Source organism: Aquabacterium sp., from assembly GCF_016195855.1.
Lineage (GTDB): Bacteria > Pseudomonadota > Gammaproteobacteria > Burkholderiales > Burkholderiaceae_C > Aquabacterium.
Genome location: NZ_JACPYU010000003.1, coordinates 443,353 through 461,158, shown reverse-complemented (window position 1 = coordinate 461,158; position 17,806 = coordinate 443,353). Strand labels below are relative to the sequence as shown.

Genomic DNA, 17,806 nt, shown 5'->3' with positions numbered 1-17,806 from the left:
GCCGGTCAGGCCTTCTTGGCGTAGGCCGAGCACCAGCCCTTGGCATTGACCTGCTTGCCACCCAGCAGGGGGCAGGCACCCCAGGCGTCACCGGCCTTGCCCTGGAAGAACTGGCAGTTGCCGCAGACGCTGCCCGCCTTGTAGGTGGGGTACTTCTTGGCATCGACCTTGGTGGCGTCATGTTTGTAGCCCAGGCCCATGGCGGCCTGGTCTTTTTCGTCCACCTTGGGGGCGTCTGCGGCGCGGGCCTGGCTCATCACCGACAGGGCGGCTGCGGCGGGCACGATGGTCATCATGAATTGGCGACGGCTGGTCATGGTGTGTTCTCCGTTGAGTGGGGACAGGGTTGGGGGAAGCGGTTTGAATCCACTTTGACTCATTTTCGACCCACTATCGGCGCTGGCATGTCGCCACAATGGCTCAAGCGGGTTCAATTTGAGTTCAATCAAGATTTGAGGTGTCTGATGTCCGAAGAAGCCAGGTCCATCAAGGAAGACGCCGGAGCCCCTCGCTACCGCAGCAGCGCGGCGGCGCGCATGGTCAACATCCCGGTTGCGACCTTGAGGGTGTGGGAGAGACGCTATCAGGTTGTGGGCCCGATGCAAACGCCATCCGGCCAGCGCTTGTATTCCAGCCAGGATGTGCGCCGGCTGGTGCTGATCAAGCAGTTGGTCAACCGCGGCCACGGCATCGGCATGCTGGCGCGCATGGACACGGCCAGCCTGCAGGACCTGATGGACGAGGCGGACCAGACCGAGAGCGTGCTCAACGGGGAGGGGGCCTTGCCCGCGTTGGCGGCCAGTGCAGCAGCCAGCGTGCGCAACGAAGACGTGCGCGTGTTGCTGGTTGGCAAGGATGCCGCCGTGCATTGGGCCGATGTGCTGCAGGCCTATGAGGGCGTGAGCCTGGCCAAGGCCATTGATGGCAGCCCGGCGTCGGAGCTGTCGCTCAAGGGCGTGAAGGCCGATGTGCTGCTGGTGGACCTGTCTGCGCTGCACATGGACACGGTGGACTGGCTGGTGCGCCTGCAACGCGTCGTGGGTGCGCGCCAGTTGCTGGTGGTCTATGGCTTTGCCAGCACCCAGGTGTGCGGGGCCTTGCATGCGCGGGGTGCCATCCTGAGACGCACGCCCGTGCCGGCGGTGGAGCTCATGCAGGCCATGATGGATGCGGCGCGTGGCTGGCGCAGCGTGGCACGCGGCTTGCGCCATGTGCCCGACCCGGCGCCGGGCCCGCGCTTTGATGCCGGCTCGCTGGCCGGCCTGGTGCAGGCCATGCCGCGTGTGGCTTGCGAGTGCCCGCAGCACCTGGCCCATCTGGTGACGATGCTGGGGCAGTTCGAGGCCTACAGCGCCGATTGCGAAAGCCGTGAACCGGCCGATGTGGCTCTGCATGCCTACCTCTACCGCGTGGCCGGGCACGCGCGCGCCCTGATGGAAGAGGCGCTGGTGACCCTCGCGCAGGCCGAGGGCGTGACCCTGCCTCAAGCCACGGCCTGATCCTCGTCCTCGGCTTCTTCGCCCAGGAAACCGCCGCTTTGATGTGCCCACAGGCGCGCATACAGGCCACCCTGGGCCAGCAGCGAGGCGTGGTCGCCTTCTTCAACAATGCGGCCGTGGTCCAGCACGATGAGGCGATCCATGGCGGCGATGGTGGACAGGCGGTGCGCGATGGCCACCACCGTCTTGCCCTCCATCAGGCGGTACAGGCTGGCCTGGATGGCGGCCTCCACCTCGGAGTCCAGCGCGCTGGTGGCTTCGTCCAGCAGCAGGATGGGGGCGTCCTTGAGCATCACGCGGGCAATGGCGATGCGCTGGCGCTGGCCGCCTGAGAGCTTCACGCCGCGCTCGCCCACATGGGCGTCATAGGCCGTGCGGCCCTTCGGGTCGCTCAAGGTCTGGATGAACTCGTGCGCCTCGGCCTTGATGGCGGCCTGCACCATGTCCGCGTCCGAGGCATCCGGGCGGCCATACAGGATGTTGTCGCGCACCGAGCGGTGCAGCAAGGAGGTGTCCTGCGTGACCATGCCGATCTGGGCGCGCAGGCTGTCCTGCGTGACGCGGCCGATGTCCTGGCCATCGATCAGCACCTGGCCGCCTTCGACATCGTAAAAGCGCAGCAGCAGGTTGACGATGGTGGACTTGCCCGCACCCGAGCGCCCCACCAGGCCGATCTTCTCGCCGGGTTGGATGTGCAGGTTCAAGCCATCGATCACGGCGCGCTCGCCGCCATAGGCGAAGTGCACGTTCTGGAAGCGGATGTCGCCCTGCTGCACCTGCAAGGGCCTTGCCTGCGGGGCGTCCTCCACTTTGTGGGGGCGCGCGAGCGTGTTGATGCCATCCTGGATGGTGCCGATGTGCTCGAACAGCATGGCCACCTCCCACATCATCCAGTGCGAGATGCCATTGAGCCGCAGCGCCATGGCGGTGGCCGCGGCCACCGCACCGATGCCCACCTGGCCTTGGCTCCATAACCACAGCGACAGCCCGGCCGTCGACAGGATCAACAGCATGCTCAAGCTGTGGTTGACCACCTCGAAGCCACTGACCAGGCGCATCTGTGCGTGCACGGTCTGCATGAAGTCCTTCATGGCCGAGCGCGCGTAATTGGCCTCGCGGTTGGTGTGCGAGAACAGCTTGACCGTGGCGATGTTGGTGTAGGCGTCGGTGATGCGGCCCGTCATGGTCGAGCGGGCATCGGCCTGGGCCTTGGCCTTGCGGCCCAGGCGCGGCACGAAGTAACTCACCGAGCACACGTACAAGGCCAGCCAGCCCAGGAAGGGCGTGACCAGCCACAGGTCGAACGAGCCGACCACCGCCGTCATCGTGATGAAGTAGATGGCCACGAAGACCAGGATGTCGGCCACGATGAAGCAGGTGTCGCGCACGGCCAGGGCCGTCTGCATGACCTTGGTGGCCACGCGCCCGGCGAACTCGTCCTGATAAAAGCCCATGCTCTGGCCCAGCATGAGGCGGTGGAAGTTCCAGCGCAACTTCATGGGGAAGTTGCCCGCCAGCGCCTGGTGCTTGAGCATGGTCTGCAGCAGCACCGCGACCGGGCTGATCAGCAGAATGACGGCCAGCAGGAGCAGCTTGTCGCGTGACTGCGTCCACAGCTGGGTGGGAGGCACCTTGCTGAGCCAGTCCACCACGCTGCCCAGCATGTTGAACAGCAGGGCTTCGAAGGCGCCAATCATGGCCGTCAGCGTCGTCATGCCCAGGATGTAGCGGCGCATCCCCTTGGTGCCGGCCCAGACAAAGGCCAGGAAGCCCTTGGGTGGCACAGAAGGAGGCGTTTCGGGGTAGGGGTCGATCAGTCGTTCAAACCAGCTCAGCACGGGCACAGGCTCCACAGGGCGTCGCAAAGGGCGCAAAACGCTCAAGCGTACCGTGTTTGGGTCTCCCCGGTGTGACGCCAGGCCTATTTGGCGGAGCAGGCGGTCTGGTGGAGCGCGTGTGAGGGCGATGGGCTGGCCTGATGCGGTGTGTGATCAACCATGGGCTGGCGCTCGCCATCGGCCATGGCGGCCAGCAACTGCCTGGCCTGGTCGTTGCCGATGGCCGCTTCTGCCAGCAAGAAGCCCCCCACCTCTCCCACACCCACGACCAGGTCGGCACCGGCCGATTCGATGTACACGCGCTGGCCGGGGTCCAGCAACTCCGCGATGATGCGGGCATCCCGGTTGCCCTTGCGGGCCACCATGCAGTTGACGGCGGTGAGCGCATCGGCGTTCTGCTTTTCAGCGTAGTTGGCCAGCACCACGATGGTGGCCGCCTCGGACAGGCAGGCGCGGTCCAGCGATTCGCCGCGGATGGGGTAGCTGGCGCGCGTGAACAGCATCAGCGGGTCGTCAATCGGTTTGTGGTCCAGGTCGGCCATGACCAGGATGGGCGCATGCGCGAAGCGGGCTTCGCTGCGCAGGTTGCGGATGATCTGCGGCCCCTTGAGGTTCCAGCCGATGATGACGACGTGCTGGCTCAGCTTGTGCATTTTCAACCCCATGTCTTCCTTGACCTTGCGCTCGATGAGAACCGCGGCCGCCAGCGCGCACAGCAAGGCGGTCAACAGTTTGGACAGGATCAGGGCGATGCCCACCACGACGCGGCCAGGCACGGTGATGGGCTGCACGGCCGAATCACCCGAGGTGGTCATGGTGACCAGGATGCCGTAGAAGGCCTCGCCAAAGGAGTGGATGCGTGCGCTGTGCCCTGATTCAAAGTAGTAGACCAGCGCGGCGCCCGCCACCCACATCAGGATGAAGATGCCGGTCAGCTCGACGATGAAGCGGTAGCGTGCCACCGCCATCAGACGCATGAACAGGGCCAGAAGGCTGGTCCGCGAAGTCACCATGAACAGGCTCCAACGCAAGAATGGGTTGAAACCAGTCTACGACCGGCGCTGCGTTGGATGGCCAGCGTAAGTACCTAAGTACCCCCCGGTGTGTGTGACTTGTTCAATAGATCTCGGGCACGATCATGTTGTGTGGCACCGGCTGGCGGAAGTAGTCCTCGCGGCGCTCGCGCGGGGGCAGGCCCACGGGGGCGTGCTCGATTTCGTGATACGGCATTTGCTGCAGGAGGTGGTGGATGCAGTTCAGGCGCGAGCGCTTCTTGTCCACGGCCTGCACGACCCACCAGGGCGCCTCGGGGATGTGGGTGCGCTCCAGCATCACCTCCTTGGCGCGGGTGTAGTCCTCCCAGCGGCGACGGCTTTCCAGGTCCATGGGGCTGAGCTTCCATTGCTTGAGCGGGTCCTGGATGCGGGCCATGAAGCGCGCCTCCTGCTCGTCATCAGAGACCGAGAACCAGTACTTGAAGATGCGGATGCCGCTGCGTACCAGCATCTTCTCGAACTCGGGCACGGAGCGGAAGAACTCTTCCAGGTCGTCGTCGCTGCAAAAGCCCATCACGCGCTCGACGCCGGCGCGGTTGTACCAGCTGCGGTCGAACAGCACGATTTCGCCGGCCGCGGGCAGGTGGGCCACGTAGCGCTGGAAGTACCACTGGGTCTTTTCGCGGTCATTGGGGGCGGGCAGGGCGGCCACGCGGCACACGCGCGGGTTCAGGCGCTGGGTGATGCGCTTGATGGCGCCCCCCTTGCCCGCGGCGTCCCGGCCTTCAAACAGCACGACCACGCGCTCGCCGGTGTGCACCACCCAGTCCTGCAGCTTGACCAGCTCGCCCTGCAGGCGGAACAGCTCACGAAAGTACATGCGGCGGGTTTCGCGCGCCTCGGGGCTCAATTGCAGTGATTCGCCGGCCAGCAGGCGGTCGTCGACCTCCATTTCGAGCTCTTCGTCGTAGCTGTCGATCACGTCGTCCTGAAGGCGGCGCAGCAAGTCCTGGTCTATGGGCGTGGTGGGTGGGGTCATGGTGAGGTTGAACGTGAATGCACACGAAGGCAATGCCGAATAAGTCCGCGCCATACGCTGCCATGGCACCGTGTCAGTTTGATGATTGGGTGATTTCTGTACATCTGTGCACATAATCGTCACCTGTCGTTATTTCAGGGGGCGCCGGCCCCTTTTGTCATGTTTCATCGGATCATGTCCTTCATCAAGGGGACGCTGGCCAGCATCGTGCTGATTGTCAACGTCGTGGTGGCTTTCTCCCTGGTCTTCCCGCTGGCACTGGTCAAACTGGTGCTGCCCTTCCGCTTCGTGCGGCTGGTGGTGGACTTCATCCTGTCCAACATCGCCGAAACCTGGATCGCGGTCAACAGCATGTGGATGGCCGCCGTGGGCCGCACACGCTGGCATGTGCAGGGTGACACCCAGTTCAAGTACAAGGGCTGGTACCTGGTCAGCAGCAACCACCAGAGCTGGGTGGACATCCTCGTGCTGCAGAAGGTGTTCAACCGCAAGATCCCGCTGCTCAAATTCTTCATCAAGCACGAGTTGATCTACGTGCCGCTGATGGGCCTGGCCTGGTGGGCGCTGGACTTTCCCTTCATGAAGCGCCGTGGCGGGGCCAGCGCCAAGAAGGACCTCGAAACCGCGCGCAAGGCCTGCGAAAAGTACAAGGTGATCCCCACCTCGGTGATCAGCTTCATGGAGGGCACGCGCTACACGCCGGCCAAGGCCAAGGAGCAGAAGTCACCCTACAAGCACCTGCTCAAGCCCAAGACCGGTGGCGTGGGCATGGCGCTGGAAACCATGGGTGAGCTGTTCAACTGCATGGTGGACGTGACCATCGTCTACCCCAAGGGCGTGCCCACCTTCGTGGACCTGCTGACCGGCAACATCGAAGACGTGATCGTGTCGGTGCGCGCGGTACCGATCCCCAAGGACGTGCTGGTCAACGAGAACGGCGACCCGCCCGCGCGCAGCCACCTGCAGCACTGGATCAATGGCCTGTGGCATGCCAAGGACCAGGAAATCGATCAGCTCACGGCAGCCTTCAAGGCTGGGACGCTGAAGTAAGGCCCGAGGCCGCTGCCTGTTGCGGCGGCTTCACCAAGGGTTGCCGCAGCTGGTCGAACGCGGCCGGTGCCACGTACTGCAGCAACTCCTTGCCCTCGCTGTCGAGCGCCAGATCCAGGCCCTTGGCCGGATACAGAAAGTGCTCCAGGTGCCCGTTGCTGCGCACGCGCTCAGCGGGCGTGCCAAAGCGCGCGACGACGGTGTCGGCATCCAGGTTGGCCTGGGGGATGAAGCTCAGCGCTGTGATGGGCGCCTTCAAGGCCGTTTGCAGATCCGCGGGTGCCAGGGTGTACTTGCGCGTCGTGCTCTCCATGAACTCGGATTTGATCGCGCGTTCGCGCATGGCCCGGATCTCTGCGCTTGCCAGTTGAGCCGTGAGCACCGCCTTGCCCGTGATGAAGCCGGCCGAGGCCGGGTCCACGAAGGCTTCGAGCAGGCCGTCTTCGCCCGGTGCGGCAATGATGGCGATCTGCATGGCCTGACCCCATTGCTGCTGCGCATCGGCCAGGGTGCTGGCCACATGGGTGGCACCTGCCGGGGCCAGTGTCAGGCCCATGACCTTGCTGGCCCCGCCTGGCAGGCTCTCGACCTGCCAGGGCAGGCCGGCCGCCTTGGTGTTGACCTGCGTGGCATCGTGCGGGGAGAGCAGGTCATGGCCCATGACGATCAGCGTGCCCACTGCCAGCGAAGCCAGCACCAGGCCACTGATGATCCATACTTTTTTCATGTCTTGTAGCTTTGATCGGTTCGGTCGAGTTTGCGGATGAGCGCCGGCCACACGAAGCTGCCACCCATGCCGTCAGTCTGCACCTTCATGGCATGGGCCACCCCTTGCAGGATGAGCGGATTGACCTCGGTCAGTTCGGCGCCGCCCGATTGTGCGGCCAGCTGGATCTGGCAGGTCGACTCGAAGATGTACATGCTCAGGAAGGCATCGGCAATCGTGCGGCCCACGGTCAGCAGGCCATGGTTGCGCAGCATCAGGAAGTTCTTGTCGCCCAGGTCGGCTTGCAGGCGGGGCTTCTCTTCTTCGCGGAAGGCCACGCCCTCGTACTCGTGATAGGCCAGCGAGGCCAGCACGAAGGTGCTTTGCTGCGAGATGGGCAGCACGCCCTTCTTCTGGGCCGACACGCCCACGCCGGCACGCGTGTGCGTGTGCAGCACACAGCCTGCGTCTTCGCGCACGGCGTGCACGGCGCTGTGGATGGTGAAGCCGGCCGGGTTCACGAAGAAGGGCGAGTCACTGAGCTTGTTGCAGTTCTGGTCCACCTTGACCAGGCTGGATGCGGTGATCTCGTCGAACATCAGCCCATAGGGGTTGATGAGGAAGGCGTGCTCGGGGCCGGGGATGCGCGCCGAGATGTGGGTGAAGACCAGATCGCTCCAGCCATACAGCGCGACCAGCCGGTAGGCCGCGGCCAGGTCCACGCGCAGTTGCCATTCTTCGGGGCTGACCTTGTCCTTCAGGGATGGGATGTTCATGCTTGTCTCCTCAGGGTGAATCACAGCTTACTGGAAGGTGTGTTGAAAGCTTTGCCGCAGCAGGTTCTTTTGTACCTTGCCCATGGCATTGCGGGGCAGATCGAGCACCGTGAAGATGCGCTTGGGTACCTTGAAGCCGGCGATGGTGTCTTTCAGTGTCTGGATGAGGGCGGTCTCTTGGGGCGTCTGGCCGGGTGCGGCCACGATAACGGCCACCACGCCCTCGCCAAAGTCCGGGTGCGGCACGCCGATCACGGCGGACTCGACCACACCGGGTTGTTTGTCGATGAGCGCTTCGACCTCGGCGGGGTAGACGTTGAAGCCGCCGGTGATGATGAGGTCCTTGGCGCGCCCTGAGAGGTGCACATAGCCGTGTTCATCGATGTGGCCGACGTCACCGGTGCGGAACCAGCCGTCTGCGGTAAAGGATTCGGTAGTCTTGTCGGGCATGCCCAGGTAGCCGCCAAACACATTGGCGCCTTTGACCTCGACCTGGCCGATGGCGTGGGCGGGCAGTGCCTGGCCTTGTTCATCCACGATGCGCAGGCTCACGCCGGGCAGGGGGCGGCCCACGCTGCCTGGCACGCGCGGCCCTTCGCTGGCGCGGCAGGGGTTGGAGCACAGCATGCCGGTTTCGCTCATGCCGTAGCGCTCCAGGATGGTCTGGCCGGTGCGTTGGGTGAAGGCCTCGTGCGTGGCGGTGAGCATGGGGGCCGAGCCACTCACGAACAGGCGCATGTGGTCGGTGGCTTCAGGTGTCAGGCCGGTGTCGTGCAGCAGGCGCACGTACATGGTGGGCACCCCCATGAAGATGCTGGCGCGTGGGCCCTGCGTGGCCGTCATCTCGCGCAGCACGCTGGCCGGGTCGAACTGGCCGAGCCAGCGCATGGGTGTGCCTGAGAGCAAGGCGCAGTGGCAGGCCACGAACAGGCCGTGGATGTGGAAGATGGGCAGGGCATGCAGCAGGCAGTCATCCTGGCGCCAGTCCCACAGGCTCAGCAGGGTGCGTGCGTTGCACCACAGGTTGTGGTGGCTGAGCATGGCGCCTTTGCTGCGCCCGGTCGTGCCGGAGGTGTAGAGGATGGCAGCCAGGTCACCGGGTTGGCACGCAACAGGCTCATGCCGGTCGTCCTGGTGCACGGCGTGGGCCAGCAGGCTGCCGGTGCGGTCCTGCCCCAGGGTGAACAGGTGCTCGACATGGCCATGCGCGGCCAGCGGGATCACCCACTCCTGATCGGCAGGGCGGCACACCAGCACTGCCGGGCGCGCGTCGTTGACGAAGTAGTTCAGCTCGTCGGCCCGGTAGGCCGGGTTCAGCGGCAGGAAGGCGCAGCCGGCACGCAGCGTGGCCAGGTAGAGCATCAGTGCCTCGACCGATTTGTCCACGTGGGCCGCGACCACGGGCGGTCGCCCGTCCACGCCATGCAGCTTGAGGCTGCCCAGCAGGTTGGCCAGCATGGCCGTGGCGCGATCGAGGTCTTGCCAGGTGTAGGCCAGGCCCTTGTCAGTGAGGATGGCGGTGTCGCTCTGCGTGGCGGGCCACGCAGAGCGCAAGGCCGTGAACAGGTTCATGGTCAGGTGCCCCCAAGGTCGAGTGGAGTCGAGTCGTGCAGGGATGGACGCTGCAACCGGCATCCGCGGCGACGCAGGTCAGGCCGCGTCGTTGGCCGCGCGCAGCGGCGTGGTGGACGTGGCTTCCATCTGCATCAACTCCGCATGATAGAGCTGCACGCGGTTGCGGCCATGGCGTTTGGCGGCATACAGCGCGGCGTCGGCATGGGCCAGCATGCCGTCCACATCCATGTGGTTGGCGTTCCACTGCACCGCACCGATCGACACCGTGGCGTAGACCGTGCGGTCGCCCACCTGGATGGGCGTCTCGTCCAGCGTGTGGCGGATGCGCTCCAGCGCGATGAGCGCCTCGCTCAAGGGCGTGTTGGTCAGGAGCACCGCGAACTCCTCGCCGCCCACACGTGCCGGCGTGTCGGTGTCGCGCAGTGATTCGCGCAGCACCTCCGCAAAGGCATTGAGCACCGCATCACCCGCGGCATGGCCATGCGTGTCGTTGATGTGCTTGAAGTGGTCCAGGTCCAGCAGGGCCACGGTCATGGGCGTGCCGTAGCGGCGCGTCTGGGTCAGGCTGGTTTCGGCCACGTCAAAGAAGTGGCGGCGGTTGGCCAGGCCGGTGAGCGCATCGCGCGTGGCCAGGCGCAGCAACTCCTGCTCGGCGGTGACGCGGGCGTTCTCCTGGTCGCGGGCATGGAACAAGGTGCCCAGCGTGACCACCAGCGGCTCCAGCAGCTGCACCATCTGCTCGTCAAAGCCGTCGGGGCGGTTGCCCAGCGCGATCATGCCCAGCACCTTGTTGTCAAAGCGGATGGGCATGCCCAGGAAGTTGCGCAGTGTGGGGTGGCCTTCCGGTGTGCCCTGGCTGGCGTGGTGCGTGCCGGGCTCGTTGGTCAGCACGATCTGGTTTTGCGTCACCACGTGGCCGAACAGGTTGTCCAGCTGGTGGAACTGCAGGCCCTCGGGCCGGCGCTCGTAATGCCCGCTGCGCACCTTGCCATGGCGCCAGTCCAGATCGGAGATCGTGGGCACCATCAGGTAGGGCTGGCCCTTGTCGTTGTACTGCACGATGCCGATGAAACCGAAGGCGCTCTCGCTGATGCGCAGCAGCGGCTCGAACAGGGCCTCGCAGGCGTCCTGCACGTTGCGGTTGAGCAGGAAGCTGGTCTGGGCCTGGTTGAGCAGGTCCAGCAACTGGCGCTGGCGGTTGCGCAGGGACTCCTGGCGCTTGCTCTCGGTGATGTCGAGCAAGGTGCCCACGATGCGCCTTGGGCGCCCGCTGTCATCGCGCTCGACGGTGCGGCCATAACTTTGCACCCAGACGTAGTGCCCCTTCTTGTGGCGGATGCGGTACTCCAGCGCGATGACGTCCATGCCGGGGTTGCGGTAGCTCTGCAAGGCCTGGTCGGTGTTGACGCGGTCATGCGGGTGGACCATGTCCATCCAGCTCTGGTTGTCGTGCTCGACCTCGTCTTCGCGGTAGCCCAGCATGCTGGCGGCACGCGCGTTGATGATGAGCTCTTGCGTCTCGTTGTTGGCATCCCAGGTGCCGATGCGGGCGGATTCGAGCGCGAGGTAGAGGCGTTCCTTGGTGGCCTCGATGGAGGACTCCAGGTGCTTTTGCCGGGTCAGGTCGAACAGGTAGCTGCGGATGCCTTGCAGGCGCCCGGCCTCGTCGTAGTCGGCCTTGTTGACCTGGTGGACCCAGCGCATGCCGCGCGCCGATGGGCGCAGCCGGAAGCTGATCTCCAGCATGGGCAGCAGGCCTTGGTGGTGGCTGCTCAGGCTGCTGCGCACGGCCTCCTGGTCTTGCGGGTGAACGATGTCGATATAGGGTTGGCCATCGTGCAACTCATCGGCCAGGCGCTTGCCGATGATGTCCTTGAGGTTGTCCGACAGGTAGGTGGGGTGGGGCGGCATCTGCGCATCCCACACTACGGTGCCGACGGGCCCGGACGAGAACAGCGTGTGAGCCTGCTGGGCCTGCAGCCGCTGCTGACGCAGGCGAATCTGGTCATGCACGATCTCGCTGAAGCGGATCAGCTGCTTGAGTTTGGCTTCGTCGAAATCAGGGCGGGGGCGCTGGTCCATCACGCACAGCGTGCCCACCACCTGGCCATCACCGAACAGCAGCGGCACGCCGGCATAAAAGCGCAGCGGGGGCACGCGGCGGATCACGAGGTCGTTGTCGCAGAAGCGTTCGTCCAGCCGCAGGTCGTGAGCCAGCACGGTGCGCTTGCTGTTGACCACATGGCCGCAAAAACTCAGCTCACGCGGCCACTGGTTGCCATCGGTGCCGTGGTGCGCGGCAAACCAGAGCCGGTCCTCATCGACCAGGGACACCAGGCAGATGGGCACGTCCAGCACGCTGGCAGCCAGGGCCGTGATCCGGTTGAGTTCCTGGTCGCCATCTTGATCCAGCAGGTTCAGGTCACGCAATGCCGCCAGTCTGAGTTCTTCATCTGACGGGATGGGGGCAGCGGGCATTCAACAGGCTCCAGCAACTCGGCACGACAACTGAAGCCAAGATGTTACGCACAAAGTCCGCCCTGCGGATAAGGAAATTCACGCCAGAAACATGGGCGCAGGAGCCAAAAATCGGAAGGCGTTTGACGCGCCTGGTTCGGTCTTGACGAATGGCGCCAGACGGCTTTACATCGCGAAACGCATGGCCCCTTGAACTTGAGCGCGGTGGCCTGATCTCAAGGTGTCAACTCCTGGAGGCCGCTCATGCACATGACGCGATACTGGATGACAGGTTGCATGGCCCTGATCCTGCTGGTGGCAGGTCGTTGGCCACAGCGCGATGACCTGGAAGACGATCATCTGCGCCAGCGCACCCGCATCGCGCTGACCAGCAAATACGACATGGACGAAACCGTGCGCCAGATCGAGCGCTCGGTTCGCCGCAATGGCCTGCCGGTGGTGTTGCGCACCACGGTGAGGCCGCCCAATGGCACGGACCAGCCCCACGAGCAGGCCCGCGTGCTGGTGTTGGGCGACGAGGACGGGCACACGCCGGTGCTGCAGACGCAGGACCAGGCGCGGCCGGAGTTGCCCTGGACGGTGGTGATCCGTCAGCGTGCGGATGGCCAGGCCGAGGTGCTGTTGAGCGACCCTGGAGGCCTGGCACCGCCAGAAGGCGTGTCCGAGCAGACCCTGCAAAAGGTGGCGGATCTGCCGGACATGCTCAAGGCGGTGCTGACCTGACCCCGCTGCTCTGGCTCAGACGTTGATGGCCTTTGCCGAGCCGGCCTGCTTGCGCAACTCGAACTTCTGGATCTTGCCGGTGGAGGTCTTGGGCAATTCGCCAAACACCACGGCCCGCGGGATCTTGAAGCCGGCCAGGTGCTGGCGGCAGTGGGCAATGATGTCCTCGGCCGTGACCTGGGCACCAGCCTTCAGTTCGATGAAGGCGCATGGTGTCTCGCCCCACTTTTCGTCGGGCTTGGCGACCACGGCGGCCGCCATCACGGCAGGGTGGCGGTAGAGCACGTCTTCGACCTCGATGGACGAGATGTTCTCGCCGCCCGAGATGATGATGTCCTTGCTGCGGTCCTTGATCTTGACGTAGCCGTCGGGGTACATCACGGCCAGGTCACCTGTGTGGAACCAGCCGCCACGGAAGGCATCCTGCGTGGCCCTGGGGTTCTTGAGGTAACCCTTCATCGTGATGTTGCCGCGGAACATGATCTCGCCCATGGTCTCGCCATCGGCCGGCACGGGCTGCATGGTGCCTGGGTCCATCACGGTGACATTGCGCTGCAGGTGGTAGTTGACGCCCTGGCGCGCGTTCAGGCGGGCGCGTTCGCCCACGTCCAGCGTGTCCCACGCCTCGTGCTTGACGCACACCGCGGCGGGGCCGTAGATCTCGGTCAGGCCGTAGACGTGGGTCAGGTCAAAGCCCAGCTGCTCCATGCCCTCGATCATGGCGGCAGGGGGCGCTGCGCCGGCCACCATGGCCTTGACCTGGTGGGTGATGCCTTGCTTGAGTTCGGCTGGGGCCGCGACCAGGGCGCCGTGCACGATGGGGGCGCCGCAATAGTGGCTGACCTTGTGCGTGCGGATGGCGTCGAAGATGGCCTTGGGGTCGACACGGCGCAGGCACACGTTGACGGCGGCACGTGCGGCCACCGTCCAGGGGAAGCACCAGCCATTGCAATGGAACATGGGCAGCGTCCACAGGTAGACGGCGTGCTTGGGCATGTCCCACTCCAGGATGTTGGAGATGGCGTTCATGGCCGCACCACGGTGGTGGTAGACCACGCCCTTGGGGTTGCCGGTGGTGCCCGAGGTGTAGTTCAGGCTGATGGCCTGCCACTCATCGGCCGGCATCTGCCATTCGAAATCAGGCGAGCCGCTGGCCACCAGGTCCTTGTACGTGAGGCTGCCGATGCGCTGCACGTTGCCGGTGTAGAGCGTGTCTTCGGTGTCGATGACCAGGATGTCGCGCTGCGTTTGACGCAGGCTGATCGCCTTGGCCATGACGGCGGCGAACTCCGGGTCCACGATCACGGCCTTGGCCTCGCCGTGGTCCAGCATGAAGGCCAGGGCCTCGGCGTCCAGCCGGGTGTTGAGGGTGTTGAGCACCGCGCCCGTCATGGGGATGCCGAAGTGGGCTTCCACCATGGGCGGCGTGTTGGGCAGCATGACGGCGACGGTGTCGCCCAGGCCGATGCCGCGTTGGCTCAGTGCGCTGGCCAGTTGGCGACAGCGTGCGTAGGTCTGGCCCCAGGTCTGGCGCAGATCACCGTGGATGATGGCCAGCCGTTCGGGGTAGACCGCGGCCGTGCGCTCGATGAAGGACAGGGGGGTGAATGCAGCGAAGTTGGCGTCGTTGCGAGACAGGTCTTGCTCGTAGATGTTGCTCATGCATGGCTCCTTTTGGGAGCCGACATGGTGCCGCAGAAAAGCCCCGTTTCAAACAGGGATAGCCTGGGATTTGCTCGGTTTGCGCAATTTGCGCGTTTTGCCAGTTTTACGGATGGGATGAATCCACAGATTCGGACGCGCCCTCTGGCACGACCTTGATGCGCGCACCTTGCACGCTCACGACCTGGCCGGCGCGGATCTTGGCGGTCTTGCGCAACTCGTCCTGGCCATCGACCTGCACGCGGCCCTCGGCCACCATGGTCTTGGCTCGCCCGCCGCTGTCCGCCAGGCTACAGGCCTTGAGCAGTTTGTCCAGGGTGATGAATTCGCCGCGGAGCTCGAAGGTGATTTGCTGAAGTGGAGGCATGAGACAGGAATCAGGGTTGTTGCGTAAGTCAGGGGAGTGTGAACGCTTGCACAGACGGTGCACAATCGCGGGATTGTGGGCCGCTGTGTATTCAGATACCTTGCAGCCTTGACCGAACGCCCGGCTGGCCATGGCCGCGAGGGCTTCTATTGTCCCTGCTGGGGACACCGCAACGACACATGAAAAAAACTGATCTGGTAAAAAACCTGCGCCTGAAGATTGTCGGCCAGATGCAGCACGCTGCGATCCCCGGGCGCTTTGCGCAAGGGTCTGCCGCCTTGCCAGATCGCAAGGAACAGCGCAAGCTCGATCAGGCTGCCGGCTTGGTGCCGTTTGCCGTCAAGCTGCACGCGGACCTGGTGAACCAGTTGCGTGAGATGGCCGAACGCGATGGCGTCAACCTCAATGCCTTGACGGAGCAGTTGATTCGCGCAGGGCTGGGTGATGCAGTCCCTGCAGCCCCGGCCACGAAGGCGCCGGCCAAAAAGGCCGCACCGGTGAAGGCTGCGGAAGAAGTCAAGGCACCGGCCAAGAAGGCCGTTGCCAAGAAAGCGCCAGCAAAGAAGGCACCTGCCAGCAAAGCTGTCAAACCGAAGGCCTGAGGGCCGGCTGATCTGACCGTTGGAGACAAGCATGAACCGACCCAATATGCACATCGTTGACCCCCACACCGGCGAATCCAGCCCTGCTGACATCCAGCGCGTTTTCGAGTCTCAACTGGCGACCGCCACCGCCTGGCGCGAGTCGACCGTGGCCGAGCGCATTGCCCGCCTCAAGAAGCTGCGCGATGCGATGATGGCCCGCCGTGAGGACTTCTACAAAGCCTTCCAGCTGGACTACCGCAAGCCGGCATCCGAGGTCGAGGGCACCGAGTTCATGCCCGTGCTCGACGAAATCCGCCATGCGATTGGCAGCCTGAAGAAGTGGTCAACACCCAAGCGCGTGTGGCCCACGATGGCCACCATGTTCACGCAAAGCTGGATCGAGTACCAGCCGCGTGGCCGTTGCCTGATCGTCGCGCCGTGGAACTTCCCGCTCAACCTGTGCTTCGGCCCGCTGGTGTCGGCCCTGGCTGCGGGCAACACCGTCATCCTCAAGCCTTCGGAAATGACGCCGGCTGTGAGCGCGGTGATGGCCGAGGTGATCGCCCAGACCTTCCCGAGCAACGAGGTGGCCCTGTTTGAAGGGGCGCTGCAAACCTCACAGGCCCTGCTGGAGCTGCCCTTCGACCACATCTTCTTCACCGGCTCGCCCGCTGTGGGCAAGGTCGTGATGGCCGCTGCCGCCAAGCACCTGACCAGCGTGACGCTGGAGCTGGGTGGCAAGTCGCCCGTGATCGTGGATGAGTCGGCGGACCTGAAGCTGTCGGCCGAGACCCTGCTGTGGGGCAAGTTCACCAACTGCGGCCAGATCTGCGTGGCGCCTGACCACTTGTATGTGCACGAGTCGGTCAAGGACCGCTTTGTGCAGGCCTGCCGCGACGTGATCGCCGAGCGCTTTGGTGCCACGCCCGAAGCCCAACGCAAGAGCCCGGACTTCACCCGCGTGATCAACCAGCGCCACACCCAGCGCATTGCCGGCCTGCTGCAGGACGCCAAGGACAAGGGTGCCAAGGTGCTGGTCGGTGGTGATGTGGACATCCCCGGCTGCTACATCTCGCCCACGCTGATCGAGCAGGCGCCGGCCAACGCCAGCATCATGACCGAAGAAATCTTCGGCCCGGTGCTGCCCGTGATCACCTACCGCGACATCAGCGACGTGGTGCGCCAGATCAACGCCGCGCCCAAGCCCCTGGCGCTGTACATCTTCAGCAAGAACAAGGCGCGCATGCGCCAGATCCTGGCTCAGACCAGCTCGGGCGGCGTGGCCATCAACCACGTCGTGCTGCACTATGCCCACGGCAACCTGCCGTTTGGCGGCGTGAACAACTCCGGCATCGGCAGTGCCCACGGCGAGTTTGGCTTCAAGGCTTTCTCGCACGAGCGTGCCGTGCTGAAGTCCGGCCCGGTGCTGATGGCCCGGATGTTCTTCCCGCCCTACACCGGCCTGAAGCAAAAGCTCATTCGCTGGACAGTGGATTCCCTGCGTCTGCCCTCGCTGTTCTGACCGATAATCCGCACGCCTGATCATCTCAGCCCGCCTCCATGGCGGGCTTTTTGCATGTCGCGAAGCTCGTGGATACCTTCATTCAACAACTGATCAACGGCCTGGTGCTGGGCAGCATGTATGCCCTGGTGGCCCTGGGCTACACCATGGTCTACGGGATCATCAACCTGATCAACTTCGCCCATGGCGAGGTGCTCATGGTGGGGGCCCTGGTGAGCTGGACGGTGGTGACCCACCTGGAGGGCAGCGGCCTGCCCGGCTGGGCCTTGCTGGCCTTGTCCCTGGTGGTGGCCATGCTGGCCTGCATGGCCTTGAACTACGTGATCGAAAAGCTGGCCTACCGGCCGCTGCGCAACGCACCGCGCCTGGCCCCGCTGATCACGGCCATGGGCATGTCCCTGCTGCTGCAGACCCTGGCCATGATCATCTGGAAGCCCGATTACAAGCCTTACCCCATCCTGCTGCCCGACGAGCCCTACGAGATCCTGGGCGCCACCATCAACATGGTGCAGATCCTGATCCTGGGCGTGACGGCCGTGACGCTGGCGGGCCTGATGTTCCTGATCAACGGCACGAAGCTGGGCCGGGCCATGCGTGCCACGGCCGAGAACCCGCGTGTGGCGCAGTTGATGGGCGTGCAGCCCGACAAAGTCATCTCGGCGACATTCATCATCGGTGCGGCCCTGGCGGCCCTGGCCGGTGTGATGTGGGCGGCCAACTATGGCTCGGTGCAGCACACCATGGGCTTCCTGCCGGGCCTCAAAGCCTTCACGGCGGCGGTGTTCGGCGGCATCGGCAACCTGGGCGGCGCGATGGTGGGCGGCGTGCTGCTGGGCGTCATCGAAGCCATGGGCGCAGGTTACATCGGCGACCTGACGGGTGGCGTGCTGGGCAGCAACTACCAGGACATCTTCGCTTTCACGGTGCTGATCCTGGTACTGACCTTGCGGCCGCAAGGCCTGCTGGGTGAGCGCGTGGCCGATCGGGCTTGA

The 17,806-nt window shown here is 64.7% G+C and carries 16 protein-coding genes; 6 read left to right on the top strand and 10 right to left on the bottom strand.

Annotated elements, in window-relative coordinates; genetic code table 11:
* Positions 1-5 precede the first annotated feature (5 nt).
* Positions 6-317 carry a high-potential iron-sulfur protein gene (locus tag HY019_RS03650; protein WP_290688423.1) on the bottom strand — a complete coding sequence of 104 codons (312 nt, stop codon included), beginning with the start codon at positions 315-317 and terminating at the stop codon, positions 6-8.
* Positions 318-464: 147 nt separating this feature from the next.
* On the opposite strand from HY019_RS03650, the gene HY019_RS03645 reads away from it, so the two are divergent.
* Positions 465-1,499, top strand: a complete 1,035-nt coding sequence (locus tag HY019_RS03645) for a MerR family transcriptional regulator (protein WP_290688422.1) — start codon at positions 465-467, stop codon at positions 1,497-1,499.
* Here HY019_RS03645 and HY019_RS03640 read toward each other — a convergent pair.
* The 3 genes from HY019_RS03640 to ppk2 form a co-directional block, all read right to left on the bottom strand.
* Positions 1,484-3,337 carry an ABC transporter ATP-binding protein gene (locus HY019_RS03640; RefSeq protein WP_290689154.1) on the bottom strand — a complete coding sequence of 618 codons (1,854 nt, stop codon included), beginning with the start codon at positions 3,335-3,337 and terminating at the stop codon, positions 1,484-1,486. The genes HY019_RS03645 and HY019_RS03640 overlap by 16 nt on opposite strands.
* 83 nt (positions 3,338-3,420) lie before the next feature.
* Complete coding sequence (locus HY019_RS03635) at positions 3,421-4,350, bottom strand: potassium channel family protein (RefSeq protein WP_290688421.1); 930 nt, start codon at positions 4,348-4,350, stop codon at positions 3,421-3,423.
* A gap of 103 nt (positions 4,351-4,453) precedes the next feature.
* Entirely contained in the window at positions 4,454-5,371 is a 918-nt protein-coding gene (gene ppk2, locus HY019_RS03630; RefSeq protein WP_290688420.1) for a polyphosphate kinase 2, read from the bottom strand.
* 174 nt (positions 5,372-5,545) lie between these two features.
* On the opposite strand from ppk2, the gene HY019_RS03625 reads away from it, so the two are divergent.
* A complete protein-coding gene (locus tag HY019_RS03625) occupies positions 5,546-6,421 on the top strand; it encodes an acyltransferase (RefSeq protein ID WP_290688419.1) in 876 nt (291 codons plus the stop codon).
* Here HY019_RS03625 and HY019_RS03620 read toward each other — a convergent pair.
* The 4 genes from HY019_RS03620 to HY019_RS03605 form a co-directional block, all read right to left on the bottom strand.
* Positions 6,399-7,148: a hypothetical protein gene (locus HY019_RS03620; RefSeq protein ID WP_290688418.1), complete on the bottom strand. Its 750-nt coding sequence runs from the start codon at positions 7,146-7,148 to the stop codon at positions 6,399-6,401. The two genes, HY019_RS03625 and HY019_RS03620, sit on opposite strands and share 23 nt — an antisense overlap.
* The gene (locus tag HY019_RS03615; RefSeq protein WP_290688417.1) at positions 7,145-7,903 is read right to left on the bottom strand and encodes a class II aldolase/adducin family protein; all 759 of its coding nucleotides are present in this window, start codon (positions 7,901-7,903) and stop codon (positions 7,145-7,147) included. The genes HY019_RS03620 and HY019_RS03615 overlap by 4 nt, the downstream gene beginning before the upstream one ends.
* 27 nt (positions 7,904-7,930) lie before the next feature.
* Positions 7,931-9,475, bottom strand: coding sequence for an AMP-binding protein (locus HY019_RS03610; protein ID WP_290688416.1), 1,545 nt, complete (start codon positions 9,473-9,475; stop codon positions 7,931-7,933).
* Positions 9,476-9,553: 78 nt separating this feature from the next.
* Positions 9,554-11,956 (bottom strand): diguanylate cyclase, encoded by a 2,403-nt coding sequence (locus HY019_RS03605; RefSeq protein WP_290688415.1) that lies wholly within the window; start codon positions 11,954-11,956, stop codon positions 9,554-9,556.
* 243 nt (positions 11,957-12,199) lie between these two features.
* Between HY019_RS03605 and HY019_RS03600 the strand changes: the two genes are divergently transcribed.
* Positions 12,200-12,679, top strand: coding sequence for a hypothetical protein (locus HY019_RS03600; RefSeq protein WP_290688414.1), 480 nt, complete (start codon positions 12,200-12,202; stop codon positions 12,677-12,679).
* A gap of 15 nt (positions 12,680-12,694) precedes the next feature.
* Here the strand turns inward: HY019_RS03600 and HY019_RS03595 are convergent, their stop codons facing one another.
* Together HY019_RS03595 and HY019_RS03590 are read right to left on the bottom strand one after the other, a co-directional pair.
* Positions 12,695-14,341 (bottom strand): acyl-CoA synthetase, encoded by a 1,647-nt coding sequence (locus tag HY019_RS03595; RefSeq protein ID WP_290688413.1) that lies wholly within the window; start codon positions 14,339-14,341, stop codon positions 12,695-12,697.
* Positions 14,342-14,447: 106 nt separating this feature from the next.
* Positions 14,448-14,708 (bottom strand): RNA-binding S4 domain-containing protein, encoded by a 261-nt coding sequence (locus HY019_RS03590; protein WP_290688412.1) that lies wholly within the window; start codon positions 14,706-14,708, stop codon positions 14,448-14,450.
* A 179-nt stretch (positions 14,709-14,887) separates the two neighbouring features.
* Here HY019_RS03590 and HY019_RS03585 point away from each other — a divergent pair, with 179 nt between their 5' ends.
* The 3 genes from HY019_RS03585 to HY019_RS03575 all read left to right on the top strand — a co-directional run bounded on the left by HY019_RS03585 (position 14,888) and on the right by HY019_RS03575 (position 17,806).
* Positions 14,888-15,310 (top strand): hypothetical protein, encoded by a 423-nt coding sequence (locus HY019_RS03585; protein WP_290689192.1) that lies wholly within the window; start codon positions 14,888-14,890, stop codon positions 15,308-15,310.
* A gap of 31 nt (positions 15,311-15,341) precedes the next feature.
* The gene (locus tag HY019_RS03580) at positions 15,342-16,814 is read left to right on the top strand and encodes an aldehyde dehydrogenase family protein (RefSeq protein ID WP_290688411.1); all 1,473 of its coding nucleotides are present in this window, start codon (positions 15,342-15,344) and stop codon (positions 16,812-16,814) included.
* Between the two features lie 68 nt (positions 16,815-16,882).
* Positions 16,883-17,806, top strand: a complete 924-nt coding sequence (locus HY019_RS03575; protein ID WP_290688410.1) for a branched-chain amino acid ABC transporter permease — start codon at positions 16,883-16,885, stop codon at positions 17,804-17,806.